Consider the following 25,270-nt stretch of genomic DNA (forward strand, 5'->3'; position numbering starts at 1 on the left):
ACGTCTTGCTTCTTGGTACGTCCTTGCGTACGTTGTACCTAACGTTTTATATTTCATAATTTCAAATTCTACTTTGTCACTTCGCAGTGGTTGCTTACCAATCACTGCGTTCTTGGAGCAACTGTGCGTATTTTGTACGTAAGGATTTCGTCGTGCCTTTGGCACTAGAAATCCAAACGTGCAAAATAAAAAAGACTACCTTGCCTGGTAATCTTTTAAAGTATAATTAGATTAATTTTTTCAAAGGGACAAAAGGATATCCCAACCCCGATAAGTTGGGATACATATAGAGCTAGACGACGTAGCCTTTTACTACGCATTTCAAGCACTCTTTTGCCAAAAAAATTAGTTTAAATATTGTTGTATGTGTTGTTTAGTTGTGTATGTAGTATGTTATTGTTGTATGAAAAATTTTTATTAAACTAATTCTATAATAGCTGTTTCTGCACCATCACCTTTACGTGGTCCAACGCGTAAGATACGAGTGTATCCACCATTACGGTCAGCATATTTAGGTGCTACTTCTTCAAATAATTTTTTAAGAGCTAATTGACTCTTACCTTCTTCAGTTGCTACTGCAACAGGTTGGATGAATTTAGCTGCATTACGTCTTGCTGCTAGATCACCTTTTTTACCTAATGTAATCATTTTTTCTGCTAATGAACGAACTTCTTTCGCTCTTGTAACAGTTGTTTCAATTCTACCGTGTACTAGTAGAGCAGTTACTAAGTTTCTTAACATCGCTTTACGATGAGCTGATGTACGTCCTAATTTTCTGTAACCCATTAGTGTGCCTCCTTGTTAGTTTTATTCATCTTTAAATCCTAGTTCTAATTCTTGAAGTTTAATTTTTACTTCTTCTAGAGATTTACGACCTAGGTTTCTTACTTTAATCATTTCTTGTTCTGTTTTGCTAGCTAATTCTTGTACTGTGTTAATTCCTGCACGTTTTAGACAGTTATAACTACGTACTGATAAATCAAGTTCTTCAATTGTCATTTCTAACATTTGAACTTTGTTATCTTCTTCTTTAGCTACTAATATATCAGCAGCTTTTGCTTGTTCTGACATTTCCATAAATAATTCTAAATGAGAAATTAAAATTTTTGATGCTAATGCCAAAGCATCGTTAGCTGAAATTGTACCATTTGTAGTAACATCTAAGATAAGTTTATCAAAATCTGTACTTTGTCCTACCCTAGTTTTTTCTACAGTGTAGTTTACTTTAGATACTGGTGTATAAATTGAATCAATTGGAATAACACCGATTGGTAAATCACGACGTTTGTTTCCATCTGCTGGTACAAATCCTCGTCCAGTACCTACATAAATAAGCATTTCAAAGTGTCCACCTTCTGCTACTGTAGCAATGTGTTGATCAACATTAACTACTTCTACATCAGAATCGATAGCGATATCAGCTGCTGTTACAACTGCTGGACCTTTTACATTAATTGATAATACTTTTTCTTCTTCTGAATGAATAATAAACGCAATGTTTTTAACATTCATAATAATTTCAGTAACATCTTCTACCACACCTTTAATGGCTTGGAATTCATGTTGAACTCCTTCGATATCGATGCTTCTTGCTGCTGCTCCTGGTAATGATGAGATTAACATTCTTCTCAATGAATTACCTAATGTAGTTCCATAACCACGTTCTAGTGGTTCTACTACAAAGCGACCAAATCTTTTATCTGATGATTCTTCAATGATTTGAATTTTTGGTTTTTCTATTGCTAACATTATGTTAAACCTCCTAAATTTAGTGTATGCAAATTATTATACACGACGACGTTTAGGTGGGCGACATCCATTGTGAGGAACTGGAGTTACGTCTTTGATTGATGTAACTTCTAGTCCTGCAGATTGTAATGCACGGATAGCTGCTTCACGTCCTGCACCTGGACCTTTTACTGTTACATCTACATATCTCATTCCGTGTTCCATAGCTTGTTTAGCTGCTGCTTCACTTGCCATTTGTGCTGCGAATGGAGTAGATTTTCTAGAACCTTTGAATCCTAGTGCTCCTGCACTTGACCATGATACTGCATTACCATGTTCATCTGTTATTGTTACTATTGAGTTATTGAATGTAGAACGAATGTGAGCTATACCGTTTTGTATATTTTTTTTCACACGACGTTTACGTGATTGTTGTTTACGAGCCATAGTTGTGTTTCTCCTCCTATCCTAATTATTTTTTCTTGTTCGCAACTGTTTTCTTAGGACCTTTACGAGTACGAGAGTTGTTCTTAGTATTTTGCCCTCTTACTGGAAGTCCACGACGGTGACGAATACCTCTGTAACATCCGATTTCCATTAGACGTTTGATGTTTAATGAAACTTCACGACGAAGGTCACCTTCTGTTTTGTAGTTATCTACGATTTCACGAATTTTATCTAGTTGTTCACCTGATAAGTCTTTTACTCTTATATCTTCAGAAACTCCTGCTTCTTTTAAGATTTTTTGAGCAGTTTTTAAACCTATACCATATACATAAGTTAATGATATAACAACTCGTTTTTCACGAGGAATATCAACTCCTGCTATACGTGCCATTAAGTTTGCACCTCCTAATTAATTATCCTTGTTTTTGTTTATGTTTTGCGTTTTCGCAAATCACTAATACTTTACCACCACGACGAATTACTTTACATTTGTCACAGATTTTTTTTACTGATGGTCTTACTTTCATCGTTATTTCCTCCTTGAGTTTATAACTTACTTGAATCTATAAGTTATTCTACCTTTTGTCAGGTCATACGGACTCATTTCTACTGTAACTTTATCACCTGGTAAAATTCTTATATAATTCATTCTGATTTTTCCAGAAACATGAGCTAAAATAATATGACCATTTTCTAATTCTACTTTAAACATTGCATTCGGCAAGTTTTCTACTACTAAACCTTCTACTTCAATGACATCTTTTGCCATACTTTTCCTCCCTGATTATTTTAGTTTATCTAATATTTGTTTTACATCTTGGAAAACTACTTTGATGTCTTGGTCACCGTTAATATTTTCAACTACACCTTCTTTTTGGCTATAAAATTCTAATAACGGTTTTGTTTGTTTAATATTAACTTCTAAGCGATTAGCAACTGTTTCTTCGTTGTCGTCACTTCTTTGATATAACTCTCCACCATCTTTATCGCAAACACCTTCAACTTTTGTTGGATTGAAGATTAAGTGGTAAGTAGTTCCACATTGTTTACAGATTCTTCTACCTGTTAAACGAGGTAACAAGATAGCCGGATCTACATCGATATTTAATACTTTATCGATTTTTCTATTAGTTTTCGCTAAAATTTGATCAAGGGCTTCAGCTTGTTCTACTGTTCTTGGAAAACCGTCAAGTAAAAAGCCTTCTTTTGCATCTTCTTGATTCAATCTTTCTTCAACTAATCCTATAGTTACACTGTCAGGAACAAGTTGTCCTTTATCAATATAACTTTTAGCTTCTTTTCCAAGCGGTGTCTCATTTTTAATAGCAGCTCTAAACATATCTCCTGTTGAGATGTGCGGAATTGGATAATTCTCTTTAATTTGCTCTGCTTGAGTACCTTTCCCCGCTCCTGGTAATCCCATTAAAATAATATTCATCATGATTATTTACCACCTTTTTTTCCAGTTATAAAACTTCTATAGTTTCTTTCTGTTAATTGTGTATTAAGTTGTTTAACTGTCTCTAGTGCTACACTGACAACAATTATTAAACTTGTACCACCTATGTGTACAGATGCTGGTAATTTTGCTAAATTAGTGAATATTGTTGGAAGAACCGAAACAGCTGCTAGGAATATTGAACCTACAAACGTTAGTCTGTATAAAATACCTGTAATGTATTGTTCAGTTTTTTTACCTGGTCTAACCCCTGGAACAAAACTTCCTTGTTTTCTTAAGTTATCTGCCATTTTTTCAGGATTTACTTGCACCATTACGTAGAAATAACAGAATGCTATAATTAATGCTACGTATAAAGTTAACCCAATCCAATGACTGAAATCAAAATACGCTACAATTTTTTGTAGTTTTTCATTATTTGGTGCGAATATCGCAATTGTTCTTGGTAATTGTAAGAATGCGATAGCAAAGATTACTGGAATTACCCCTGCGCTGTTAACTCGCAATGGTAAGAATGTTGAACGAGCTCCTAACATTCTGCGTCCAGCTCTTGCTTGTGAGTATTGAATAGGAATTTTACGAATAGCTTCTTGCATATATACAACTGCAGCTACAATACCTATAACAACAATTCCTACTACAACTATTTTCAAAATAGCTAAAGTTAAGTTTTCTGCATCTTTAATTTGTGATTCATAAATTTGAAGAAATTCCGTTGGCATACGCGCGATGATACCAGCTAAGATAATAATTGATACACCATTACCTACACCATATTGTGAAATTTGATCTCCTAACCAAAGTAGTAACGCAGTTCCTGCTGTTAATACAATGGCTACTGTTATAAATCCAAGAACTGAAGTATCTTTAATCAATCCTTTATAAGCATTATTAAATCCATAAGACATAACTAGTGATTGAATAAATGCTAATACGATTGCTAATACTCTTGTTAATTTTTGTGTTTTCTTTTGTCCTACTTCACCTTGTTTTGACCACTCAGTTAATGTAGGAATAACATCCATTTGCATAAGTTGAATTACGATAGATGCTGTGATGTATGGCATGATACCCATAGCAAACACAGAAAACTGTTGTAATGCTCCTCCTGCAAATGTATTAAATATTCCGAATAATCCAGATGAATCTTGTGCTTTAAGCACGTCTGCATCTACCCCTGGTATCGGTAAATATGAACCTATACGGAATAAAAATATACCGAATAAGGTAAATAATATTTTGTTACGAGTTTCTTTTACTCGAAATAGATTAAGCGTTGCACTAAACATTATAGCACCTCGCAAACTCCTCCAGCGGCTTCAATAGCTTCTTTTGCTGAAGATGAGAATTTATGAGCTTGTACAGTTAATTTTTTCTCTAAACTACCGTTAGCTAATACTTTAACACCTGAAAGTTCTTTCTTGATAACTTTTGTTTCTACTAATAGAGCAGGTGATACTACAGTACCATCTTCGAATTTGTTTAAATCTGTAAGATTTACAACTGCAAATTCTTTTCTGTTTACGTTGTTAAATCCACGTTTTGGAATACGTCTGAATAATGGGTTTTGTCCACCTTCAAATCCTGGGCGAACTCCACCACCACTACGTGCTTTTTGTCCTTTTTGACCACGTCCTGAAGTTTTACCATTTCCTGATCCAATCCCACGACCTACTCTGTTACGTTCTTTACGAGAACCTTCAACTGGTTGTAATTCATGTAATTTCATTTAGACTAGCACCTCCTTGTATTAATAATTATTTTTCTTCTACTGTTACTAAGTGTGAAACTTTATTAATCATTCCGCGAATCGCAGCGTTATCTTTGTGTTCTACTGTTTGGTTCATTTTTTTAAGACCAAGAGCTTCAACAACTTTTCTTTGATTCTTTGGACGACCAATAGTACTACGAGTTAGGGTTACTTTTAATGTCATATTCTTTTCCCTCCTCTTATCCTAATAATTCTTCTACAGATTTACCACGTAAAGCTGCTACGTGTTCTACTGTTTGTAATCTTGTTAATCCTTCAAGTGTAGCACGAACCATGTTTACTGGTGTGTTTGAACCTAGAGATTTTGATAAGATATTTGAAATACCTGCTAATTCTAATACGGCACGAACTGGTCCACCAGCGATAACCCCTGTACCAGGCGCAGCTGGTTTAATTAATACTGAACCTGCTCCGAATTGTCCGATGATTTCGTGAGGTATTGTTCCGTTAACTACTGGTACAGTAATTAAGTTGTGTTTTGCAGCTTCTACTGCTTTTTTGATTGCATCTGGTACCTCTTGAGCTTTACCAGTACCAACTCCTACGCGACCATTTTTGTCACCTACTACTACTAAAGCAGAGAAACGGAAACGACGTCCACCTTTAACAACTTTAGCTACACGACGAATGGCAACTACGCGTTCTTCAAATTCTTTTTTGATTTCTTCTTGACGCATCTACTTATTTCCCTCCTTTATTAGAATACAAGTCCGTTTTCACGTGCTGCTTCAGCTAATGCTTTAACACGTCCGTGATATAAGTATCCTCCACGGTCGAAAACAACTTTCTCAATTCCTTTTTCTTTAGCTACTTCTGCGATTAATTTACCAACTTCTTTAGCTGCTTCTACACTTGATTTAGAAACATTTTCAAGTTTTAATGAAGAAGCTTGTGCTAATGTAACACCTTTAGTGTCATCAATAATTTGTGCGTAAATATTTGTGTTTGAACGGTATACGTTTAAACGCGGAACTTCTGGAGTCCCTTGAACTTTAACACGTACTCTTGCGTGTCTTTTTTTACGAACTTTATTTTTATCAAGTTTCGTAATCATATTTGAAACACTCCTTTCTGTTATCTATTATTTACCAGTTTTTCCTTCTTTACGGCGTACATATTCACCAACATAGCGAATACCTTTACCTTTATAAGGTTCTGGTGGACGTACTGCACGAACTTTCGCTGCATATTGTCCTACTACTTCTTTGTTAATACCTTCGATACTAACTTTAGTGTTTCCTTCAACACCTAATTTAATTCCATCAATTTCTTCAAATTCAACTGGATGAGAGTATCCAACGTTTAGTACTAATTTTTTACCTTGCATTTGAGCACGGTACCCAACCCCGATTAATTCAAGCTCTTTTTTGAATCCAGTTGAAACACCTTCTATCATGTTTGCTAAAATAGCACGAGTTGTTCCGTGTACTGTACGATGACGTTTAGAGTCTGATGGACGTACTACTGTGATTTCGTTACCTTCAACGTTGAAAGTCATGTCTTTGTCAAATTGTTGTTTTAATTCACCTTTAGGTCCTTTTACTGTTGCGAAGTTATCGTCTAACTTAACTTCAACACCTGCAGGTATTGTAATAACTTTATTACCTATACGTGACATTTAATTGGCACCTCCTTATAAATATTACCAGATGTAAGCTAATACTTCTCCACCTGTATTGTTTTTACGAGCAACTTTATCAGTTACAACTCCATTTGAAGTTGAAACGATTGCTATTCCTAGACCGTTTAATACTCTTGGCAGTTCATCTGCTTTAGCATAAACACGTAATCCAGGTTTAGAAATTCTTTTAATTCCTTTAATAACTCTTTCACCTTTTGAGTATTTAAGAGTAAGTTTTAATTTTCCTTGTTTGTTATCTTCAATGTATTCTACATCGCTGATAAAACCTTCTTGTTTTAATATTTCTGCAATTTGCTTTTTAATATTTGACGCAGGTAGTTCTAATGATTCGTGCTTAACCATGTTAGCATTACGAATACGTGTTAGCATATCTGCGATAGGATCTGTCATTGTCATTAGGATAAATCCTCCTTTCTTCTACTAATATATTACCAACTTGCTTTTTTAACTCCAGGAATTTGTCCTTTGTAAGCTAATTCACGGAATTTAATACGGCTGATACCAAATTTCCCAATGTATCCGTGAGGACGTCCAGTTATGCTACAACGATTGTGTAAACGAGCTGGAGCTGAGTTTTTAGGAAGTTTGCTAAGTCCGATGTAATCACCTTTAGCTTTTAATTCCGCTCTTTTAGCTGCATATTTATCAACTAATTTTTGGCGTTTTAATTCACGCTCTACCATTGCTTTTTTAGCCATGTGTTAGTTACCTCACCTTTCTTATTTTGCGAATGGCATTCCACATTGTGCTAATAACTCACGAGCTTCTTCATCTGTGTTAGCTGTAGTTACTATTACGATGTCCATACCACGTACTTTACTTACTTTATCATAATCAATTTCAGGGAAAATTAATTGTTCTTTAACACCTAATGTGTAGTTACCACGACCATCGAATGCTTTTTTAGAAACACCGTGGAAGTCACGTACACGTGGAAGTGCTACTGTTACTAATTTATCGAAGAATTCATACATTCTTTCTCCACGTAAAGTAACTTTTGCACCGATAGGCATACCTTCACGAAGTCTATAAGTAGCGATTGATTTTTTAGCTCTTGTTACTAATGGTTTTTGACCAGAAATTAAAGCTAATTCAGCTACTGCGTTATCTAGGGCTTTAGAGTTTTGAACTGCATCACCTACACCCATGTTAATTACGATTTTTTCAATTTTTGGTACTTGCATTACACTGCTGTACTCAAATTTTGTCATTAATTCTTTTGTTATCTCAGATTTAAATTTATCTTCTAAACGAGCCATCTAAAATAGTGCCTCCTTTCTTCAACTATTATTATATTTCTTTTCCTGATTTTACAGCGATACGTACTTTCTTACCATCTTTTTCTTCGAAACGTACTCTTGTTGCTTTTCCAGTTTCAGGATCTTGTAACATTACGTTTGATACGTGAATTGCTGCTTCTTTCTCAACGATTCCACCTTGAGGTGCATCTTGTGAATTTTTAACATGTTTTTTAATGATGTTAACACCTTCTACAACAACACGATCTTTTTTAGGTTGTGCTTCGATTACTGTTCCAACTTTACCTTTGTCTTTACCAGTAATTACTACAACTTTATCACCTTTTTTAATGAACATTTCTTGTTAACCTCCTTCTTTACTGTACTTTTTTATTATAATACTTCTGGAGCTAGTGATACGATTTTCATGTAGTTACCGTCTCTTAATTCACGAGCAACTGGTCCGAAAATACGTGTACCACGTGGGCTCTTATCATCACGGATAATTACACAAGCATTTTCATCAAATTTAATATATGAACCGTCGTTACGACGAGCTCCTGTTTTTGTACGAACGATTACGGCTTTAACTACTTCACCTTTTTTAACAACTCCTCCTGGTGTTGCTTTCTTAACAGAACATACAATTACGTCACCAATGTTAGCAACTTTACGTCCTGAACCACCTAGAACTTTAATTGTTAAAACTTCTTTTGCTCCTGAGTTATCAGCCACTTTTAAGCGTGTTTCTTGTTGAATCATGCGCTTTTTGCCTCCTTCTTAGGGTTTATCCTAGTTTTCTTAGATTATAACTGCTTCTTCTACTACTTCTACTAAACGGAAGTTTTTAGTTGCAGATAATGGACGAGTTTCCATTATTTTAACGATATCATTTAATTTAGCAACATTGTTTTCATCATGTGCTTTGAATTTTTTAGAATATTTTACACGTTTACCGTATAGAGGGTGTTTTTTGTAAGTTTCAACTAAAACTGTGATAGTTTTATCCATTTTATCTGAAACTACTTTTCCAACGTAAACTTTTCTATCATTTCTCTCAGTCATGTTTGCCTCCTATATTATTTATTCGCTAATTCTCTTTCGCGAATAACAGTTTTCATACGAGCGATTGATTTTCTAACTTGACTAATACGAGCTGTATTTTCTAATTGACCAGTTGCCAATTGGAAGCGTAAGTTGAAAAGCTCTTCTTTTAATTCTTTGATTTTTGTTTCTAACTCTTGTGAAGTTAATTCTCTAATCATTGATTTGAATTCATTTGTTTTCATTATGCTTCACCACCTGTTTCTTCACGTTTTACAAATTTACATTTAACAGGTAACTTGTGAGATGCAAGTCTTAGAGCTTCACGTGCAACTTCTTCACTTACTCCAGCAACTTCGAACATCACTCTACCTGGTTTAACGATTGCAACCCATCCTTCAACTGCACCTTTACCAGATCCCATACGAACTTCTAATGGTTTTTTAGTGTAAGGCATGTGAGGGAAGATCTTGATCCAAACTTTACCACCACGTTTCATATAACGAGTCATCGCTATACGCGCAGCTTCGATTTGGCGAGAAGTAACTCTTGCTGCAGTAGTAGCTTGTAAACCATATTCACCGAAATCTACTACATTTCCGCCTTTAGATTTACCTTTTGTTGATTGTCTGTGTTGACGACGATATTTAACACGTTTAGGCATTAACATAAATTAGTTACCTCCTTTTTCAGATTTCTTAGTTGGTAATACTTCACCACGGTTAATCCAAACTTTAACTCCAAGTTTACCATAAGTTGTATCTGCTTCTTCGTGAGCGTAGTCGATGTCTGCTCTTAATGTGTGTAGAGGCACTGAACCTTCTGAGTAGTGTTCTGCACGAGCGATATCTGCTCCACCTAGACGACCTGATACTTGAGTTTTGATTCCTTTAGCTCCTGCTCTCATAGCTCTTTGGATAGCTTGTTTTTGAGCACGACGGAATGATACACGAGCTTCTAATTGACGAGCAATGTTTTCAGCTACTAATTTAGCGTCGATATCAACTTTTTTGATTTCAACTACATTAATGTGTACTCTTTTTCCAGTTAATTTGTTTAATTCTAATCTTAATTTATCGATTTCAGATCCACCTTTACCGATTACCATACCTGGTTTACCAGTGTGTACTGAAATATTTACTTTCTTATCAAATCTTTCAATTTCAACTTTAGAAACTGAAGCATCTTTTAATTGTTTACTGATGAACTCACGGATTTTGAAATCTTCGTGTAGGTTAGTTGCGAAATCTTTTTCAGCATACCATTTTGAATCCCAATCACGAATAACTCCAACACGTAAGCCTATTGGATGTACTTTTTGACCCACAGTTTGTAGCCTCCTTTAATTAGTTTAGCTTATAATTCTTAATTTTTATTATTTGTTGTCACTTAAAACGATAGTGATGTGACTTGTTCTTTTGTTAATTGAACTTGCAGCACCTTTTGCTCTTGGACGGAATCTTTTAAGAGTTGGTCCTTCATTTGCAAATGCTTGTGATACTACTAAGTCTTCTACATTCATTCCATAGTTATGTTCAGCGTTAGCAGCAGCTGATTTAATTACTTTAGCTACTGGTAAAGAAGCTGATTTAGTTGTGAATTCTAAAATTCCTAATGCTTCGCCCACTTTTTTTCCACGTACTAAGTCTAATACTAGTCTTACTTTACGAGGAGCGATGCGGACTGTCTTAGCGATTGCTTTTGACTCCATGAATGTGCCTCCTTGATTTTTATTTCTAAATTATTATCTTCTTGTTTTTCTGTCGTCTGCTGCGTGACCTTTGTAAGTTCTTGTTGGTGCGAATTCACCTAATTTGTGTCCTACCATATCTTCAGTCACATATACAGGTACATGTTTTCTTCCGTCATATACTGCAAAAGTAAGTCCTATGAATGTTGGGAAGATTGTCGAACGACGAGACCAAGTTTTGATTACTTGTTTTTTCTCTTGTTCGCTCATTTTTTCAACTTTTGCTAATAAGTGGTGATCAGCGAATGGTCCTTTTTTTAAACTACGAGCCATTGTGTTATCTCCTTTCCGATACTTTGCATACTTAAGGTTGTGGTAAAGAGCACTTGCTCCTCACCAGCCGACCTTTGTTTCGTTTTATTATTTGTTTCTAGCACGTACGATGAATTTGTTTGAACGAGCTTTTTTAGAACGAGTTTTCTTACCAAGTGTAGGTTTACCCCATGGTGACATTGGTGATTTACGTCCGATTGAAGTACGTCCTTCTCCACCACCGTGTGGGTGATCGTTCGGGTTCATTACAGATCCACGTACAGTAGGTCTTTTACCTAACCAACGAGTTCTACCGGCTTTACCGATATTAACTAATCCGTGTTGTTCGTTACCAACTTCTCCGATTGTAGCACGACAAGTTGCTAAGATCATTCTTACTTCTCCTGATTTAAGACGTACAAGTACGTATTTACCTTCTTTACCAAGTACTTGAGCACTTGCTCCAGCTGAACGTACTAATTGTCCACCTTTCCCAGGTTTAAGTTCGATGTTGTGGATTAATGTCCCTACAGGGATGTTTGCTAATGGTAATGCATTACCAACTTTGATATCAACAGTTTCACCTGATACTAAGGTTTGTCCTACTTGTAATTCTTTAGGAGCAATGATGTATCTTTTTTCTCCATCTACATAGTGTAATAGAGCGATGTTTGCTGAACGGTTTGGATCATACTCGATTGTAGCAACTTTCGCTGGTACATTGTCTTTATTTCTCTTGAAGTCAATAATACGGTATTGTTTTTTATGTCCTCCACCGTGGTGACGAACAGTAATTTTACCTTGGTTATTTCTTCCCGCTTTTTTCGGTAGCGGCGCTAATAATGACTTTTCTGGTTTGTTAGTTGTAATTTCTGCAAAGTCTAATGAAGTCATATTACGACGACCATTAGTAATAGCTTTGTATACTTTAATTGCCATTTGTCATTTTTCCTCCTTAGTGGTTTTAACGATTATCCTATGCGAATAATCCTTCGATTGTTTGTCCTGCTGCTAACTTAACGATAGCTTTTCTACGTTTGTTAGTGTATCCACCGTATCTTCCAACACGACGGAATTTTGGTTTGTAGTTCATTACGTTTACTTTCTCAACTTTAACTCCGAAGATTTCTTCGATAGCTTGTTTAATTTGAGTTTTGTGAGCGCGTGTGTCTACTAGGAAAGTGTATTTATTTTCTTGCATTAATAAATAACTTTTTTCAGTTAATACTGGGCGTTTGATAATATCGCGTGCTTCCATTATGCTAATACCTCCCCAACTTTTTCTAATGCATCTTTAGTGAATACAACTTTGTTGCTTCCTAAGATATCTAATACGTTAAGTCCAGTAGTTTCTACGAATTCAACTCCTGGAATATTTCTTCCTGATAAAACAGTATTTTCTTCTAGTTCAGTAACTACGAATAATACTTTTTTCTCTAGGCTAAGGTTTGATAACATTTCTTTAAAGTTTTTAGTTTTGATTGAATCAAATGTTAATGTTTCTAATGCAAATACTTCGTTAGCTGCTACTTTAGAAGATAAAGCAGAACGTAATGCTAAACGACGCATTTTACGTGGCATTTTGAAGCTATAGCTACGTGGTGTAGGTCCGAATACAATTCCACCTCCACGCCATTGTGGTGAACGGATAGATCCTTGACGAGCACGACCTGTTCCTTTTTGACGCCATGGTTTGCGACCACCACCTGAAACTTCAGAACGTCCTTTTGTTTTGTGTGTACCTTGACGAAGTGATGCTCTTTGTAAAGTTACAGCTTGGAATAAAACGTGTTGATTTGGTTCAATCCCGAATACTGCATCATTAGCTTCAACTGCACCAACTTTAGTACCGTCTTGTTTAAATAAATCTAATTGTGGCATTATCTAATTTCCTCCTTCCGTATATTTTCCGATTATTTACCAGATTTAACTGCTGATTGGATTTTTACGAAGCTTTTCTTAGATCCTGGAATACATCCTTTAACTAGGATTAGTCCGTTTTCTACGTCTACGCTTACGATTTCTAAGTTTTGAGTAGTAACTGTAACTCCACCCATTTGACCTGGTAATGCTTTACCTTTGAATACACGGTTAGGTGCTACAGGTCCCATTGACCCAGGACGGCGGTGGTAACGAGAACCGTGAGCCATTGGTCCACGACTTTGTCCATGACGTTTAATCGCCCCTTGGAATCCTTTACCTTTACTTACTCCTGTTACGTCAACTAAGTCCCCTGCTGCAAAAATATCAACTTGGACTTCTTGACCTACTTCATAACTAGCTACATCTGCATCTCTGATTTCGCGTACGAAACGTTTTGGAGCAGTGTTAGCTTTATCTGCGTGACCTTGTTCAGGTTTGTTCGCAACTTTTACTAAACGATCTTTACGTTTTTTATCGTAAGGACGTTTATCATCAAATCCTAATTGGATTGCGTTGTATCCTTCAACTTCTTCTGTTTTCTTTTGTAATACGACGTTACCTTTCGCTTCAACTACTGTTACTGGAATTAATTCTCCATTTTCAGCGAAGATTTGAGTCATACCTACTTTTCTTCCTAAGATACCTTTGGTCATCGAAAGTCACCTCCTATAATTATAATTTTAATTCGATGTCAACACCTGATGGTAAGTTTAAGCTGATTAAAGCGTCAACTGTTTTTTGTGTTGGTTCAATAATATCGATTAGGCGTTTGTGTGTACGTTGTTCAAATTGTTCACGGCTATCTTTGTAAATGTGAACTGAACGTAAAATTGTGTATACTGCTTTTTCTGTTGGTAATGGGATTGGCCCAGAAACTTTTGCTCCAGAACGTTTTGCAGTTTCAACAATTTTCTCTGCACTTTGATCCACTAATCTGTGATCATATCCTTTTAGACGAATACGAATTTTTTGTTTTGCCATCATTTCTCCTCCTATACATTTATTCGCTGCTATCTAGTAGCAACTTCTCCACGAAAGTTCTCCAGCACGCCACGCCATGGCAAAGCGGCCGGGCGTGTCAGTAACCTTTCGCTTCAACGCAAGTCTTTTACAGACCAACATTCATTATTATACATTGTTATTCTAGATATTGCAAGAGTTTTGATGAAAAAAATTAAAAAAAATTAATGAATGTGTTTTCTATTTTTTAGAGCTTTTCCTCTTGAAATTTTTCACCTCAGAAATATTATAATAATATAGAAGAAAAAAATCTATTATATCTTTTTATTTTTAAAATTCTCACACAAAGCATAACAAACTTCTTTCATAGATATAATAAAAAACCTAGAATTTCCACTCTAAGTTTTTTCTAAAAAAATCTATTTTTTAAAAGGCAATATATTATATTGAATTTTTAGTTCACTAGACAGAAGATGAGAAACTTTACATCTTAATTTAATATTTTCCAATACACCTTCTCTATCTTTTAAACTTAATTCTTCTTCTGTTCTATCCACATAAACATCAGCTATAATTATTTTATTATCATAGTCTACCTTTAATTCCGTCTCCACCAACAAGTCCGTTAGACCATAGGCTCTGACAAAATACCCTTTAGCACACATGCTTATACACCCGTTGTAAGCAACGGTAAAAACGTCCATCGGTCCATCGAACCCTTCTTCTATTCTCATAGAATACTCCCCACCAAGAGGAGTCGTAGCATCAGCAGTAAACCCTTCTTTAATTTTTAGATTTGATATATACATTAAAAATACCTCCGCAGCATCTTTTTATAAATTTCTTCTATATTACTTATCTTCTACTACATTTTTTATAGTTTCTAATAAATCAACATCTTTATACGCATATTGAACTTCACTAAAGTCCATATACTTTGTAATCTCATTGGTCTGTAAAATTAATGTAGCTCCAGATTTACTTGCCCCTAATGCACCTGGTTTAGAATCTTCAATAGCTATTGAGTTTTCTATTTTTACACCTAATTTTCTAGCAGCTAATAAATACACATCTGACGCTGGCTTTGGATTCTCTACTTCTTCTCTTGTAGCAATCGCCTCAATATATTTTTCAAATCCCTTTTTTTGCAACCCTGTTCTTATGTGTTCTTCCTTACCATTAGATGCTACCGCCATTTTAACACCTATCTCATGTAAATATTCCATGACTTCAGCTATCCCTGGCAAAACAGGTGCATTATGATAATTTTTAATAATACGTCTAGTGATTTCCTCTTCAAACTTATCATAATCCTCATCAGACATACCAAATCGTTTATTATAATATCGCCTACTTATTTCTTCATTAGTCCCCGAAACATTCTCAATATAATCCATTTTATCAAGAGTTTGCCCTAATATCTCACTTGTTAAATCGCGCATATTCTCAAAGTAGACTTTTTCTGTATCCACTATTGTTCCATCAAAATCAAAAATTACCGCTTCTAGTTTTTTCAATATAGTTCTCCTTCCAATCATATACTATATATTTTATAATGCTAATCCATTTTTTCAAAATAATATGCCAGCAATATAATAAAAAGTTGCTTAACATTAATCTGTACAGAAGTACAATCTTCTTACCAATACAGCATTATTAAGCAACTTTTATATTATTCAAATCTTACCAAATCTTTGGCGCTCATACGAGTTGATGGACGTCCATCTCTTTCTTTTTTACCTAGAGCGATTAACATTACCGGCATTAAGTTTTCGTCTAAATCAAATAATTCTGAAACTTTATCCCTTTTAAATCCACCAATAATATTAGTATCATATCCTTTAGCGTGGGCGATATTAGAAAATTGTATTGTCCAAACTCCACAATCAAAGTAAACTAATTCTCTTTTTACGTCTTGCGGTAAACTTTCAACCATTTTCCCCATACCTTGTTTAAACGAATCTTTTATTTCCTCAGTCATATGACCTTGGCTCACTTCTTCATTATATATAGTATCGAATTTATCAAAATAGTTTAAATCCCCTAAAACTATAATCATCGCCGCTGAAGTTTCATTTTGCGTTAGATTATAATTTGCATTAGCTAACTTTTCTTTTCCCTCAGGTGTGTCGACTACAATATATCTCCACAGTTGAAAATTGCACGATGATGGAGAGATATTAGCCTGATCTAACATTTCTAAAATTTCTTCACGCTCTATTTTTATACTACTATCAAAGTATTTTACCGATCTTCTATTTCTAATTACATCAAAAAACTCTACCATTAAATTATCTCCTTGTATAAGTTATTAGCTCAATAATTTTACTATATTTGAGAACTACTATCAAATAAAAAGACTTTCAATAAAAAAGTAGCTAATCTTATTAATTAACTACCTTTTACTATATTTCCTTATATTTCTCAAGAAGTATATATTCCTTTCTTTTAATAACTCTTCTCGGAAAAATCTTTCTATCTACTTTCTTTAACATAATTTTCTAATTCCCTAATAAAATCCTTAAAATCATCTGCGGTTTTGTCACCATTAGCAGGTGATCACCCTCCTCTATTTGTATATAATTTGCAGCTACTAATTTGAAATATGAAAATATAGTAATTTTATGGAAAATCAATCTACATTTTTTTAGCAACTCCAAATTATTTATTCCAACGTATAAAGATAAATAATCATACTCTATTTTTATCCCTGGTTTCATAACATATTTACTACCCTCTTTTTTGAGCTTCCTTAAAAGTAGCTCAACCAAAAAACCGTCTTGCATTTCTTTTTCACTAAGTGTCTTTGATAAATATTCTTCTTTACTAGTAAACTTTATCTCTGGTTCAAAATATGTTTTTAAAACTGGTTTCGGAGGTATAGGTTCTAGCCCCTCGATGACAATAAGATTAACCCCATCAAGGTATTCACTAAAAATTTCCAACCCATTAAGCAAAACAACCGTACCATAAGAAGCCGCTACTATATAGCCCCCTCTTTTTACTCTTGTCATTTTATTCAATAGAACCTGTTCAATTTCTTTTTTTGATATAGATTTAAAACTCTCTTCTGTAAATTCAATAAAATCAAAGGTTTTGTTTGGAATTTGCTCTGTGACTCTCGCCCAGATAATATTATCCCAACCTAGTGGATTAATAAATAAAATATCTGTCATTTGAATCATCCTCTCAAATATTTTTACTAAAATCCTAACTCACTACCAAAATCCTCTAATTTATTAACTAGTATCGCCCCCTCTTTTATATATTCATTCATCGACCAACTCATCTTATCACCAAACCTTCCCGGTAAACAAAATACAGAATTTCCTAAGTCTAAAGCAAAATCTATCGTTCGTTGCGTACCACTTCTTTGTGCCGCTTCTGTTACCAAAAGTGCTTTTGAAAGCCCTGCTACAAGCCTATTTCTTTCCAAAAATTTGTATTTCCTTATCGGAGAAGTCGGAAAATACTCCGATATTATAAGATGATTAGCCTCTAATTGTCTGTATAACTCTCTACTTTGTTCAGGATAAACAATATTATGCCCTTGAGCTATTACCCCTATTGTGTATCCCTTGCTTTCTATGGCTGCTTGATGAGCCAAACTATCAACTCCCGATGCCAAGCCACTAACTATAACAAAATTATTATCTATCAAATGTGGCACAATAATTTTTAATGCAGTATCTGAATATGACGTATTATTTCTACTGCCCACAACTGACATTTTTCTTTTAAATAATAATAAATCTTTGTTTCCTCTATAAAAAATAACAAATGGATAGTCATGTAGTCTGAAAAAATCTTGCGGATAATAAACATCATCACAAAAGATACATTTCACATTATAGAAATCAAAGTAACTATCGAAATCAAATTTCATATTATTATTAAATTTCTCATAGACTTCTTCTGCATTATCTCCAAAATAGACCCTAAACCCCTCTAAGGACAACTCCGAGAATTTTTCTATACAGCCTAAGTCTTTAAGTATTTTATGTATTTTCAAAGTAGTAACTTTTTCTATCGCTAATAACGACAATAGTATCTTTTTTTCTATATCTGATAGTTTCCCACAAGACTCTTCCATAATATATTCCCCTTAATTCGCTTTCTCTACTAATTCTCTATAGTATTGTTTAAATACTTTCAAGAAAATCTCTCCTTGTTGAGTATTGTTTATATAAATATTATCTTTAAACTCAATAATATTACTCATTATGCGTATAAGTTCAGGATAAGTTTTTCCTTCTTTAAAAAATTTATACATCATCCCTTGCCAATAGATAAGCGGTGTTTTTATAAGTATTTGTTCAAGCATATTTATCCCGATAACATTCGGAATATTATTTAACTCTATATGCTGATTATAAAACATACTTAGAATTTTATTTTTTACAGTTTTATCATATTTAATCTGTTCATATACGTAATTTTCAATATCTTCAGGATACAATTTAGATGTCAAATCTTTATCAAGTAACTTTAAATCTAAAGGTATATCAAATTCATCAATATCAAAGCTGGTCTTTATACAAATAGCATTTCTTTTTTTAAGATTATGTGCCCAAATTTGATAGAATTCAAACTTTTTATTGAGATTATCCCAACCGTAGAAAAATATCTTCCCTTGATAATAATTTAGAAAAGTATCCACAAACGGTGCATAGCGTATATAACTTATACCGTCATATGTTTTAAGTGTTTTTACAAACTTATTTGTATCTATTAACCAAATCAGACGCAATCCTGCTTTTTCATAACCTTTTGTACGTTCTTTTATCGCTTCATAAGGTATTACGGAGCGCTGATATTCAAAAGCGACATTCTTATCCTTTATAAATACATCTGCTATTTGGATAGTATTTTCACCTACTTTAAAAATATGTTCCACTTCTACATTGCGATATTTTTTCATAAAATGCTCGTAAAGATCTCTTTTCGTCTCTAAATGCTCCTTACTCTCTTTTTTATACGTTTCATATTGGCATGAGCAATTTTTAGCATGAGCAAAATGAGACTGAATTTTTTTGCCTTATTTAAAAATAACCTTTCCTCCACAGATTGGGCAATGATACTCTCTTTCTTTTTCTATCTTGTCATCTAAGGCGTTCCAAACTTCATCTTTACTATCGTATGCTACGTACATGATTTTTCTCCTTTAAATCTCTAGACTATTTCTTCTAGAGCCATTACACGCTTTTACATCAGAAATTATTTAATTGTCAATTTACTTCAATACTCTATATCTTCTGTACACAGAATCATCTATTTCTACTTCGACGAACTTAGCTAGATTTACCCAATCTATTTCATCCTTGTGTTTATCACTATCTATTAGATACGTTTTCCCATCTTTTTCGCAAAGGTAATAATTCGTCTGACGAATACTAGCCTCTCTCATAAGATACATATCCCCTTCTCTTAACGCAAAATCAAGACAATTCGTAGGCCATGATTTTTTTACATATTTTTTCACTTCAACAACTCGATCATAATCTTTAGTATTCATAAAAAATTCCCCCTTTGTTAATAAAAATGTCCATTATATTTTTTACAAACTAAAATCTCTAAATCTATAGTTATTTTCTTTAATTTTTTTATATCTTCTTTTGATACATCTTTAGAAAATGTTAATGGTGTCATCTTTAAAAAATTCTCCGCCAAATACTCATCCAGTTCGTACGTTTTATTTACCCTAACACGCTCTATTATGGTGCAGTTTTCTTTAATAAGATTTACCGTTTCAGTATTTTTATATTCCTTTACTCCCATTAACTCTCGAATTTCTCTTAAATAATCCGTATTAGGTATTATTTTGATTAAATACCCTTCTTCATCTAACACCCTAAAAAACTCATTATAATTAGCAGGTGTAAGAATATTTAAAATACACGACACGCTATTATCTTGAAAAGGTAGTGGTTCAATATTCGCTAACATATACGGATTTAATTTATCCTCTTTTACCGCAAGCTCTATCGCCGCCTTGCTATTATCAAGTCCGAAAAAATATTTCTCAGGAAATATCTCTTTTAGTTGCCTAATATAATATCCTTCACCACATCCAGCATCTATTAAAACATCCTTAGAATATTTTTCTACAAGTTTTCCTAACTCAAGAAATACCTCTTTGTAAAACTCCCCCTTAAAAATCACACTTCGGGCTTCAAATAATTCCATACTATATTTTGTCGCTTTATAATTATTTATAAGATGAATATAACCCTTTTTCGAAAAATCATATTGATGATTATTTTCACAAACTAGACTTATATTTTGTATATTAGATTGCTTTAAACACTTCGGACAAAGGTAAATGTCTTCGTCTTTAAATTTCTTTATAACATTCTCTATTTTCATCAAAATTCCTCTTTTACTTTCTACTCTCATTGTATCAAATTTCTTAAAATAAAGATAGTGAAAATATAGAATAAAGATATAATTTTTTGTTTTTTTAGTTTTACAATATATTTTATCTTTATTATCTAATTTTCTTTACTTTAATAGACTTTAAATTAAAAACAACGATAAGTTTATTTAAGAATAAATTTATCGTTATTATATTTATTTATTACTATTTTTTATTATTTTATAATTATAATCTTTTAAGGAATACATCTGAAAAAATATTATTTATTTTTTCCTATCACGTAGTTCCCTAAAGAAATTTTTCATAAGTGCTGCGCACTCTTCTTCTAATACTCCTGAAATTATATGTGCTTGATGGTTAAATTTATTATTCGCAACTAAATCAATACAACTGCCACAACAACCATATTTAACATCAGCCGCACCGTATATCACATTTTCTACTCGAGCTTGGATAATCGCTCCGCTACACATGACGCAGGGCTCTACTGTCGTATAAAGATAACTATTATCCAATCTCCAAAAACCTATTTTCTTGCACGCCTCTTTTATAACCAACATCTCCGCATGATTTAATGCTTGTTGACTAGCTTCTCGGGTATTATGAGCCTTCGCTACTACCTCATCATCTATAACTAAAACCGCTCCTATAGGTACTTCTCCTTTTTGATAGGCACACCGCGCTTCTTCCAACGCCATCTCCATATAATAATTATGATCTTTCAAAATTCTTATCCTCACTTATCTCATTATGCACTAGCTTCTAATCTTTATCTCATTATACTATAAACATAAAAAAATTCCAAAACTATTTCTAGTTTCAGAATTTTATATTTCTTTTATTATTTTAGGCTTGGTTCCCCACCAAAATTAACTCGATAATATTTCAATAACAGTAATAACTAATACAAATAATATCGTTAAAATAGTTATTACAATACCATGTATCTTTCTTTTTAAATATAAATACCCTATAAATTCACGAATAAACGCATTAAGAGTAAAATAGAATTTTGTTGGTGCTCCATAACCAATACATCTAAAACCTAAAGTTTTCGCAAGAATTAACGCTCTATAAACATGATAATAATTAGTAACCAAGGCAAAGCGCGAGTTAGCATCTTTCATAAGTCTTTTTGAAAATTTAATATTTTCTTCTGTATTAGTCGACTTATCTTCCATGATTATATCTTCCTCAGGGACTCCTTGCTCAAACGCATAATTTTTCATGGCAAAAGCCTCAGATACTACTTCATCAACTCCTTGACCTCCAGACATAATAAGTTTACTACCTGGATGCTTACCATAAACCTTTATCCCCGTTCTTATACGACTAGCAAGCAATGGCGTTACACGCTCTCCTATTAGTCCCGCCCCAAGAACAACAACATAATCAAGTTTCCTTGGAAGTAAATTTATAATATTTAGTGTACTCGCTGCCAAATAAGATACTCCTATACAGATAAAATACAATATTACTAAAGTGATATAGATGTAAACACCATTTAAGATTCTACTTTCATATGTGTAGCGCCCTACACTAGGCCACCACACGACATACCCTATAAGTAAAATTATTGTTCCAAGACTCAAAAGATTTCTAAGTTTTAATCCTTCACGCCTAACAATCATAAAAGAATTGTAAAAAAACATTAACGCTACTCCAAGTGGCAAAACCATTATAATAAACAATATACCTATTAAACCAAGTACACCTATATAGTAAACAATTGAATAGTCATTAGCATATTTCACCACAATAAAGATTAAATATAACGCTAGAAAAAGCATTGTTGCAAGAAAACTTATCCCCAAAAATAAGTTTCGTCTGTCCTTATACAAAACAAATAAAAATATAAAAAGCCAAAAAACAAAAACAATAAAAACTCCTAATTCTACCGACATCCAAACCTCCTCTCCCCAATCCGTTAAAAATTGGTTAATTTATAATACAGTATATTATTATACGGGGATAATAATATGCTGTCAATTTTTTTCGAAAGCATCTTTACTTTATATTATTTCTTAAATCCTAACTTTATACCTTAGTCCTTGTATCTATAAAGAGTACCCTAAAAGTTAGACTTTTCCTCAATTAACTTTTAGGGTACATTTCATATTATATATTGTATACTTTTCTTATTACTGAAGTTCTATCACAAAAATTTTATTTTATTCTGTTCTTAGAGCTTCTACTGGATCTTTTTTCGCAGCCATTCTTGATGGGATAATGCTTGCGATAAGCGTTAATACTAAACTTAGTAGGATTAATCCTACTATTGCTTTTACATCTAGATTCGCACTGAAACTCTCTATTTTAAGGGCATTTGCGATTGAGCTACTAATAGGTATCGCTAACCCCATTGCAACTAGAACTCCTATCGCTCCCGAAGCAAATCCTATAAGTCCTGCCTCTGCAATAAAGATACGAGTAATATCTTTCTTGCGCGCCCCTATTGCTCGTAAAATACCAATCTCTTTTGTTCTTTCAACTACAGATACATACGTAAGAATACCAATCATAATTGATGATACGATTAGTGAGATACCCGCAAACGCAGTTAAAATTAATGAAATTGTATTTATCATTTGAGACATAATTGATGTCATTTGTTTTGCCATATCAGCATAAGTAATACTGTATTTGTGGTAATCAGCGCTATTAGCTCCATACTTCTCAGAAACTTTTTTATTAAAGTCATTAATTACTTCTGCAATTTTATCACGATCGGCAAATGTTTTCGGATAAATATTAATTGAACTTGGTGCAACATCTGCTCCTAGTGTAGCTAATACCTGCTCTGCAGTATCTGCATCCATTTTTTCACCTGTTATGATATTTTTAGTTTTGTCTGCTTGTTGAGCAACTACAATATCCGACTTAACTTCTTTATCTAGTATTGTTTTTTGTAGTTCACGTGTATATCCTAAAGTAAAATTCGGATTTGTTACATTATCTTTAGCTTTTAATATTGCAACTACTTTTACTTTTGTCCCTGAATCATACATTTTATCATCTGTTTCTACCGGAATAAATCTATCCGCTATCTTTTTATAGTAGCTATTATTATCAACTATACTAAATTCTTTTCCTAAAATATCGTCATACTTAACTTTACTATTTCCGTCAAACCCTAATGCTCTTAGCGTATCTTTGTCTATTTCATTATTGTACGCTGTGAATAACACTAATTCGTTACCTTTAGGATACTCAAAGTTACTTTCAGAAGATTTCACAACTTCATATTGTTTCAAAATCATATTTTTATCTTCTGGTAGCACTCCAAAAATACTCTCTCCTCGAAAAGATTTTTGATCACCTTTTACCGCACTCACATCGCCTTTAGCATTCTTCTTAAGAGCCATAACTTGATACCCTTTAACGAAATCAATAGATGAATAGTAATCTTTAGCATTATTTTGAATGTAGTTGATAAAGGTTTCACCAGTCCCTAGCGCATCAGCAGTATATAAGTTTCTATGAACATCACGACGTGATTTAGGAACCAACTCATTACCTTTAGCATCTTGTTCAGAACTATCATCTTCTGTACTTAAACCAAAATTAATCTGATTTGCGTTAATCATAATTGGCATATTTGATAAGTTTTCATTTTGCATAGTTTGGATATATTTATCCATCCCCGACGAAATAGCAAGTACTAACCCTATACTTATAATTCCTATACTACTTGCAATAATCGTCATCAATGTACGAAATTTTTTCGTAAGCAAGTTTTTAAAACTCGATTTTATCGCACTACTAAATGCCATCGCTGTCTTTTTAAGACTATAATCACTATTAGAAGTTTCCTCTACAAATGGATTTGTATCTTCAATAATTTCTCCATCTCTTAAACGGACGATTCTATCACTATATGTTTTAGCTAATTCTGGGTTATGTGTAACCATAATCACTAATTTTTCTTTACTTATTTCTTTAATAAGTTCCATTATTTGAACACTTGTTTTACTATCAAGCGCTCCTGTCGGTTCATCAGCTAGAATAATTTTTGGTTCCGTCACCAAAGCACGCGCAATCGCTACCCTTTGCATCTGTCCACCAGAAAGTTGATTTGGTTTTTTATTAATGTGATCACCTAAACCAACATCTTCTAGCACTTTTTTCGCCTTTGCGTAATTTTCTTTATTCGATTCCCCTGATATCGATAATGCTAATTTAACATTCTCAAGAACACTTAGATGAGAAATCAAATTATAACTTTGAAAAACAAAACCGATAGTCCCATTGCGATAACTATCCCAATCACGATCTTTAAACTCCTTTGTAGAACGCCCCAGAAGAAGCATGTCTCCAGAAGAATATTTATCCAAACCCCCAATAATATTTAATAACGTAGTCTTACCACTACCGCTAGCACCTAAGATTGAAACAAACTCACTCTCACGAAAGCTAATATTAACCGACTTTAGTACCTCAACGTCATTGCCGCCAGTTTTATATTTTTTAATAATATTTTTTAATTGTAACATTCCGTTCCCCTTCCTATTTTATACAACATTCCTAGTATAGTAAAACTACATAATATTTACTTAAAACTTTATGTTAACTTGATATTTTATATCTTTAAAGTATATAAAATTATTCTTTTAGCATAATCTTTAGTGGAGCATTTTTTGTATCTCCTCTTTTATTACTACCTTCTAAAAAATGAAAAAT

40 protein-coding genes are annotated in these 25,270 nt (G+C 33.5%); all 40 read right to left on the bottom strand.

Annotation, left to right across the window (positions count from 1 at the left end; translation table 11 throughout):
* Positions 1-417 precede the first annotated feature (417 nt).
* The 40 genes from rplQ to O3802_RS03915 all read right to left on the bottom strand — a co-directional run bounded on the left by rplQ (position 418) and on the right by O3802_RS03915 (position 25,083).
* Positions 418-786: a 50S ribosomal protein L17 gene (gene rplQ / locus O3802_RS03720; protein WP_003144119.1), complete on the bottom strand. Its 369-nt coding sequence runs from the start codon at positions 784-786 to the stop codon at positions 418-420.
* 21 nt (positions 787-807) lie between these two features.
* Complete coding sequence (locus O3802_RS03725) at positions 808-1,749, bottom strand: DNA-directed RNA polymerase subunit alpha (protein ID WP_004633575.1); 942 nt, start codon at positions 1,747-1,749, stop codon at positions 808-810.
* A gap of 36 nt (positions 1,750-1,785) precedes the next feature.
* Positions 1,786-2,175, bottom strand: coding sequence for a 30S ribosomal protein S11 (gene rpsK / locus O3802_RS03730; RefSeq protein ID WP_004633577.1), 390 nt, complete (start codon positions 2,173-2,175; stop codon positions 1,786-1,788).
* Positions 2,176-2,200: 25 nt separating this feature from the next.
* Entirely contained in the window at positions 2,201-2,566 is a 366-nt protein-coding gene (gene rpsM / locus O3802_RS03735; RefSeq protein ID WP_004633585.1) for a 30S ribosomal protein S13, read from the bottom strand.
* A gap of 22 nt (positions 2,567-2,588) precedes the next feature.
* Positions 2,589-2,702, bottom strand: a complete 114-nt coding sequence (gene rpmJ, locus O3802_RS03740; RefSeq protein WP_003144208.1) for a 50S ribosomal protein L36 — start codon at positions 2,700-2,702, stop codon at positions 2,589-2,591.
* 26 nt (positions 2,703-2,728) lie between these two features.
* The gene (gene infA / locus O3802_RS03745) at positions 2,729-2,944 is read right to left on the bottom strand and encodes a translation initiation factor IF-1 (RefSeq protein ID WP_003144387.1); all 216 of its coding nucleotides are present in this window, start codon (positions 2,942-2,944) and stop codon (positions 2,729-2,731) included.
* A 15-nt stretch (positions 2,945-2,959) separates the two neighbouring features.
* Positions 2,960-3,613, bottom strand: a complete 654-nt coding sequence (locus O3802_RS03750) for an adenylate kinase (protein ID WP_371458459.1) — start codon at positions 3,611-3,613, stop codon at positions 2,960-2,962.
* Between the two features lie 5 nt (positions 3,614-3,618).
* Positions 3,619-4,923 carry a preprotein translocase subunit SecY gene (secY, locus tag O3802_RS03755; RefSeq protein ID WP_371458362.1) on the bottom strand — a complete coding sequence of 435 codons (1,305 nt, stop codon included), beginning with the start codon at positions 4,921-4,923 and terminating at the stop codon, positions 3,619-3,621.
* Positions 4,923-5,363, bottom strand: a complete 441-nt coding sequence (gene rplO / locus O3802_RS03760) for a 50S ribosomal protein L15 (protein ID WP_371458363.1) — start codon at positions 5,361-5,363, stop codon at positions 4,923-4,925. Before rplO ends, secY begins: the two co-directional genes overlap by 1 nt.
* Before the next feature lie 28 nt (positions 5,364-5,391).
* A complete protein-coding gene (rpmD, locus tag O3802_RS03765; protein ID WP_004633590.1) occupies positions 5,392-5,568 on the bottom strand; it encodes a 50S ribosomal protein L30 in 177 nt (58 codons plus the stop codon).
* Between the two features lie 16 nt (positions 5,569-5,584).
* The gene (rpsE, locus tag O3802_RS03770; protein ID WP_004633591.1) at positions 5,585-6,082 is read right to left on the bottom strand and encodes a 30S ribosomal protein S5; all 498 of its coding nucleotides are present in this window, start codon (positions 6,080-6,082) and stop codon (positions 5,585-5,587) included.
* Between the two features lie 20 nt (positions 6,083-6,102).
* Positions 6,103-6,459, bottom strand: a complete 357-nt coding sequence (rplR, locus tag O3802_RS03775; protein WP_004633592.1) for a 50S ribosomal protein L18 — start codon at positions 6,457-6,459, stop codon at positions 6,103-6,105.
* Positions 6,460-6,486: 27 nt separating this feature from the next.
* The gene (rplF, locus tag O3802_RS03780; RefSeq protein WP_371458364.1) at positions 6,487-7,023 is read right to left on the bottom strand and encodes a 50S ribosomal protein L6; all 537 of its coding nucleotides are present in this window, start codon (positions 7,021-7,023) and stop codon (positions 6,487-6,489) included.
* A 24-nt stretch (positions 7,024-7,047) separates the two neighbouring features.
* Positions 7,048-7,443 carry a 30S ribosomal protein S8 gene (rpsH, locus tag O3802_RS03785; RefSeq protein WP_004633596.1) on the bottom strand — a complete coding sequence of 132 codons (396 nt, stop codon included), beginning with the start codon at positions 7,441-7,443 and terminating at the stop codon, positions 7,048-7,050.
* Between the two features lie 32 nt (positions 7,444-7,475).
* Positions 7,476-7,745, bottom strand: a complete 270-nt coding sequence (rpsN, locus tag O3802_RS03790; RefSeq protein WP_003144337.1) for a 30S ribosomal protein S14 — start codon at positions 7,743-7,745, stop codon at positions 7,476-7,478.
* 21 nt (positions 7,746-7,766) lie between these two features.
* Positions 7,767-8,306, bottom strand: coding sequence for a 50S ribosomal protein L5 (gene rplE, locus O3802_RS03795; RefSeq protein WP_004633597.1), 540 nt, complete (start codon positions 8,304-8,306; stop codon positions 7,767-7,769).
* Between the two features lie 31 nt (positions 8,307-8,337).
* Positions 8,338-8,643, bottom strand: coding sequence for a 50S ribosomal protein L24 (gene rplX / locus O3802_RS03800; protein ID WP_004633598.1), 306 nt, complete (start codon positions 8,641-8,643; stop codon positions 8,338-8,340).
* Between the two features lie 35 nt (positions 8,644-8,678).
* On the bottom strand, positions 8,679-9,047 hold the full coding sequence (gene rplN / locus O3802_RS03805) for a 50S ribosomal protein L14 (RefSeq protein ID WP_003144098.1): 369 nt from the start codon (positions 9,045-9,047) through the stop codon (positions 8,679-8,681).
* 39 nt (positions 9,048-9,086) lie between these two features.
* Positions 9,087-9,350 (bottom strand): 30S ribosomal protein S17, encoded by a 264-nt coding sequence (gene rpsQ / locus O3802_RS03810; RefSeq protein WP_003144356.1) that lies wholly within the window; start codon positions 9,348-9,350, stop codon positions 9,087-9,089.
* 14 nt (positions 9,351-9,364) lie between these two features.
* Positions 9,365-9,574 (bottom strand): 50S ribosomal protein L29, encoded by a 210-nt coding sequence (gene rpmC, locus O3802_RS03815; RefSeq protein ID WP_003144404.1) that lies wholly within the window; start codon positions 9,572-9,574, stop codon positions 9,365-9,367.
* On the bottom strand, positions 9,574-9,999 hold the full coding sequence (gene rplP / locus O3802_RS03820) for a 50S ribosomal protein L16 (protein ID WP_003147629.1): 426 nt from the start codon (positions 9,997-9,999) through the stop codon (positions 9,574-9,576). Before rplP ends, rpmC begins: the two co-directional genes overlap by 1 nt.
* Before the next feature lie 3 nt (positions 10,000-10,002).
* Positions 10,003-10,656: a 30S ribosomal protein S3 gene (gene rpsC / locus O3802_RS03825; RefSeq protein WP_004633600.1), complete on the bottom strand. Its 654-nt coding sequence runs from the start codon at positions 10,654-10,656 to the stop codon at positions 10,003-10,005.
* Between the two features lie 48 nt (positions 10,657-10,704).
* On the bottom strand, positions 10,705-11,040 hold the full coding sequence (gene rplV, locus O3802_RS03830; RefSeq protein ID WP_003144105.1) for a 50S ribosomal protein L22: 336 nt from the start codon (positions 11,038-11,040) through the stop codon (positions 10,705-10,707).
* A 33-nt stretch (positions 11,041-11,073) separates the two neighbouring features.
* A complete protein-coding gene (gene rpsS, locus O3802_RS03835) occupies positions 11,074-11,352 on the bottom strand; it encodes a 30S ribosomal protein S19 (RefSeq protein WP_004633602.1) in 279 nt (92 codons plus the stop codon).
* An 87-nt stretch (positions 11,353-11,439) separates the two neighbouring features.
* Positions 11,440-12,270 (bottom strand): 50S ribosomal protein L2, encoded by an 831-nt coding sequence (rplB, locus tag O3802_RS03840; RefSeq protein ID WP_371458365.1) that lies wholly within the window; start codon positions 12,268-12,270, stop codon positions 11,440-11,442.
* Positions 12,271-12,307: 37 nt separating this feature from the next.
* Positions 12,308-12,589 carry a 50S ribosomal protein L23 gene (rplW, locus tag O3802_RS03845; protein ID WP_004633605.1) on the bottom strand — a complete coding sequence of 94 codons (282 nt, stop codon included), beginning with the start codon at positions 12,587-12,589 and terminating at the stop codon, positions 12,308-12,310.
* Entirely contained in the window at positions 12,589-13,212 is a 624-nt protein-coding gene (gene rplD, locus O3802_RS03850; RefSeq protein ID WP_004633608.1) for a 50S ribosomal protein L4, read from the bottom strand. Before rplD ends, rplW begins: the two co-directional genes overlap by 1 nt.
* 32 nt (positions 13,213-13,244) lie before the next feature.
* Positions 13,245-13,907, bottom strand: a complete 663-nt coding sequence (gene rplC / locus O3802_RS03855) for a 50S ribosomal protein L3 (protein WP_371458366.1) — start codon at positions 13,905-13,907, stop codon at positions 13,245-13,247.
* A gap of 19 nt (positions 13,908-13,926) precedes the next feature.
* Complete coding sequence (gene rpsJ / locus O3802_RS03860) at positions 13,927-14,235, bottom strand: 30S ribosomal protein S10 (protein WP_003147624.1); 309 nt, start codon at positions 14,233-14,235, stop codon at positions 13,927-13,929.
* Positions 14,236-14,633: 398 nt separating this feature from the next.
* The gene (locus O3802_RS03865) at positions 14,634-15,023 is read right to left on the bottom strand and encodes an OsmC family protein (protein WP_371458367.1); all 390 of its coding nucleotides are present in this window, start codon (positions 15,021-15,023) and stop codon (positions 14,634-14,636) included.
* 42 nt (positions 15,024-15,065) lie between these two features.
* Entirely contained in the window at positions 15,066-15,731 is a 666-nt protein-coding gene (locus O3802_RS03870) for an HAD family hydrolase (protein ID WP_371458368.1), read from the bottom strand.
* A gap of 155 nt (positions 15,732-15,886) precedes the next feature.
* Complete coding sequence (locus O3802_RS03875) at positions 15,887-16,501, bottom strand: nitroreductase family protein (RefSeq protein WP_371458369.1); 615 nt, start codon at positions 16,499-16,501, stop codon at positions 15,887-15,889.
* 214 nt (positions 16,502-16,715) lie between these two features.
* Positions 16,716-17,390, bottom strand: coding sequence for a hypothetical protein (locus tag O3802_RS03880; protein ID WP_371458370.1), 675 nt, complete (start codon positions 17,388-17,390; stop codon positions 16,716-16,718).
* A gap of 26 nt (positions 17,391-17,416) precedes the next feature.
* Complete coding sequence (gene dprA, locus O3802_RS03885) at positions 17,417-18,307, bottom strand: DNA-processing protein DprA (protein ID WP_371458371.1); 891 nt, start codon at positions 18,305-18,307, stop codon at positions 17,417-17,419.
* A gap of 12 nt (positions 18,308-18,319) precedes the next feature.
* Entirely contained in the window at positions 18,320-19,243 is a 924-nt protein-coding gene (locus O3802_RS03890) for a competence protein CoiA (protein ID WP_371458460.1), read from the bottom strand.
* A 204-nt stretch (positions 19,244-19,447) separates the two neighbouring features.
* The gene (locus O3802_RS03895) at positions 19,448-19,729 is read right to left on the bottom strand and encodes a hypothetical protein (RefSeq protein WP_276684761.1); all 282 of its coding nucleotides are present in this window, start codon (positions 19,727-19,729) and stop codon (positions 19,448-19,450) included.
* 17 nt (positions 19,730-19,746) lie between these two features.
* Positions 19,747-20,580, bottom strand: coding sequence for a methyltransferase domain-containing protein (locus tag O3802_RS03900; RefSeq protein ID WP_371458372.1), 834 nt, complete (start codon positions 20,578-20,580; stop codon positions 19,747-19,749).
* Positions 20,581-20,853: 273 nt separating this feature from the next.
* On the bottom strand, positions 20,854-21,315 hold the full coding sequence (gene tadA / locus O3802_RS03905) for a tRNA adenosine(34) deaminase TadA (RefSeq protein WP_371458373.1): 462 nt from the start codon (positions 21,313-21,315) through the stop codon (positions 20,854-20,856).
* A 144-nt stretch (positions 21,316-21,459) separates the two neighbouring features.
* Positions 21,460-22,494: a YdcF family protein gene (locus O3802_RS03910; protein WP_371458374.1), complete on the bottom strand. Its 1,035-nt coding sequence runs from the start codon at positions 22,492-22,494 to the stop codon at positions 21,460-21,462.
* 267 nt (positions 22,495-22,761) lie between these two features.
* Positions 22,762-25,083 (bottom strand): ABC transporter ATP-binding protein/permease, encoded by a 2,322-nt coding sequence (locus tag O3802_RS03915; protein WP_371458375.1) that lies wholly within the window; start codon positions 25,081-25,083, stop codon positions 22,762-22,764.
* Between the last annotated feature and the right edge of the window lie 187 nt (positions 25,084-25,270).

Origin of the sequence: Gemella sp. 27098_8_92, assembly GCF_041433685.1 — a bacterium.
In the GTDB taxonomy this organism is placed as follows: domain Bacteria; phylum Bacillota; class Bacilli; order Staphylococcales; family Gemellaceae; genus Gemella.

What these genes read in the sequence shown, in the direction of transcription:
- rplQ (WP_003144119.1), bottom strand. Translation starts at nt 786, where the DNA reads ATGGGTTACAGAAAATTAGGACGTACATCAGCTCATCGTAAAGCGATG.
- O3802_RS03725 (WP_004633575.1), bottom strand. Translation starts at nt 1,749, where the DNA reads ATGTTAGCAATAGAAAAACCAAAAATTCAAATCATTGAAGAATCATCA.
- rpsK (WP_004633577.1), bottom strand. Translation starts at nt 2,175, where the DNA reads ATGGCTCGTAAACAACAATCACGTAAACGTCGTGTGAAAAAAAATATA.
- rpsM (WP_004633585.1), bottom strand. Translation starts at nt 2,566, where the DNA reads ATGGCACGTATAGCAGGAGTTGATATTCCTCGTGAAAAACGAGTTGTT.
- rpmJ (WP_003144208.1), bottom strand. Translation starts at nt 2,702, where the DNA reads ATGAAAGTAAGACCATCAGTAAAAAAAATCTGTGACAAATGTAAAGTA.
- infA (WP_003144387.1), bottom strand. Translation starts at nt 2,944, where the DNA reads ATGGCAAAAGATGTCATTGAAGTAGAAGGTTTAGTAGTAGAAAACTTG.
- O3802_RS03750 (WP_371458459.1), bottom strand. Translation starts at nt 3,613, where the DNA reads ATGAATATTATTTTAATGGGATTACCAGGAGCGGGGAAAGGTACTCAA.
- secY (WP_371458362.1), bottom strand. Translation starts at nt 4,923, where the DNA reads ATGTTTAGTGCAACGCTTAATCTATTTCGAGTAAAAGAAACTCGTAAC.
- rplO (WP_371458363.1), bottom strand. Translation starts at nt 5,363, where the DNA reads ATGAAATTACATGAATTACAACCAGTTGAAGGTTCTCGTAAAGAACGT.
- rpmD (WP_004633590.1), bottom strand. Translation starts at nt 5,568, where the DNA reads ATGACATTAAAAGTAACCCTAACTCGTAGTACTATTGGTCGTCCAAAG.
- rpsE (WP_004633591.1), bottom strand. Translation starts at nt 6,082, where the DNA reads ATGCGTCAAGAAGAAATCAAAAAAGAATTTGAAGAACGCGTAGTTGCC.
- rplR (WP_004633592.1), bottom strand. Translation starts at nt 6,459, where the DNA reads ATGATTACGAAACTTGATAAAAATAAAGTTCGTAAAAAAAGACACGCA.
- rplF (WP_371458364.1), bottom strand. Translation starts at nt 7,023, where the DNA reads ATGTCACGTATAGGTAATAAAGTTATTACAATACCTGCAGGTGTTGAA.
- rpsH (WP_004633596.1), bottom strand. Translation starts at nt 7,443, where the DNA reads ATGACAATGACAGATCCTATCGCAGATATGCTAACACGTATTCGTAAT.
- rpsN (WP_003144337.1), bottom strand. Translation starts at nt 7,745, where the DNA reads ATGGCTAAAAAAGCAATGGTAGAGCGTGAATTAAAACGCCAAAAATTA.
- rplE (WP_004633597.1), bottom strand. Translation starts at nt 8,306, where the DNA reads ATGGCTCGTTTAGAAGATAAATTTAAATCTGAGATAACAAAAGAATTA.
- rplX (WP_004633598.1), bottom strand. Translation starts at nt 8,643, where the DNA reads ATGTTCATTAAAAAAGGTGATAAAGTTGTAGTAATTACTGGTAAAGAC.
- rplN (WP_003144098.1), bottom strand. Translation starts at nt 9,047, where the DNA reads ATGATTCAACAAGAAACACGCTTAAAAGTGGCTGATAACTCAGGAGCA.
- rpsQ (WP_003144356.1), bottom strand. Translation starts at nt 9,350, where the DNA reads ATGACTGAGAGAAATGATAGAAAAGTTTACGTTGGAAAAGTAGTTTCA.
- rpmC (WP_003144404.1), bottom strand. Translation starts at nt 9,574, where the DNA reads ATGAAAACAAATGAATTCAAATCAATGATTAGAGAATTAACTTCACAA.
- rplP (WP_003147629.1), bottom strand. Translation starts at nt 9,999, where the DNA reads ATGTTAATGCCTAAACGTGTTAAATATCGTCGTCAACACAGACAATCA.
- rplV (WP_003144105.1), bottom strand. Translation starts at nt 11,040, where the DNA reads ATGGAGTCAAAAGCAATCGCTAAGACAGTCCGCATCGCTCCTCGTAAA.
- rpsS (WP_004633602.1), bottom strand. Translation starts at nt 11,352, where the DNA reads ATGGCTCGTAGTTTAAAAAAAGGACCATTCGCTGATCACCACTTATTA.
- rplB (WP_371458365.1), bottom strand. Translation starts at nt 12,270, where the DNA reads ATGGCAATTAAAGTATACAAAGCTATTACTAATGGTCGTCGTAATATG.
- rplW (WP_004633605.1), bottom strand. Translation starts at nt 12,589, where the DNA reads ATGGAAGCACGCGATATTATCAAACGCCCAGTATTAACTGAAAAAAGT.
- rplD (WP_004633608.1), bottom strand. Translation starts at nt 13,212, where the DNA reads ATGCCACAATTAGATTTATTTAAACAAGACGGTACTAAAGTTGGTGCA.
- rplC (WP_371458366.1), bottom strand. Translation starts at nt 13,907, where the DNA reads ATGACCAAAGGTATCTTAGGAAGAAAAGTAGGTATGACTCAAATCTTC.
- rpsJ (WP_003147624.1), bottom strand. Translation starts at nt 14,235, where the DNA reads ATGGCAAAACAAAAAATTCGTATTCGTCTAAAAGGATATGATCACAGA.
- O3802_RS03865 (WP_371458367.1), bottom strand. Translation starts at nt 15,023, where the DNA reads ATGTATATATCAAATCTAAAAATTAAAGAAGGGTTTACTGCTGATGCT.
- O3802_RS03875 (WP_371458369.1), bottom strand. Translation starts at nt 16,501, where the DNA reads ATGGTAGAGTTTTTTGATGTAATTAGAAATAGAAGATCGGTAAAATAC.
- O3802_RS03880 (WP_371458370.1), bottom strand. Translation starts at nt 17,390, where the DNA reads ATGACAGATATTTTATTTATTAATCCACTAGGTTGGGATAATATTATC.
- dprA (WP_371458371.1), bottom strand. Translation starts at nt 18,307, where the DNA reads ATGGAAGAGTCTTGTGGGAAACTATCAGATATAGAAAAAAAGATACTA.
- O3802_RS03895 (WP_276684761.1), bottom strand. Translation starts at nt 19,729, where the DNA reads ATGAATACTAAAGATTATGATCGAGTTGTTGAAGTGAAAAAATATGTA.
- O3802_RS03900 (WP_371458372.1), bottom strand. Translation starts at nt 20,580, where the DNA reads ATGAAAATAGAGAATGTTATAAAGAAATTTAAAGACGAAGACATTTAC.
- O3802_RS03910 (WP_371458374.1), bottom strand. Translation starts at nt 22,494, where the DNA reads ATGTCGGTAGAATTAGGAGTTTTTATTGTTTTTGTTTTTTGGCTTTTT.
- O3802_RS03915 (WP_371458375.1), bottom strand. Translation starts at nt 25,083, where the DNA reads ATGTTACAATTAAAAAATATTATTAAAAAATATAAAACTGGCGGCAAT.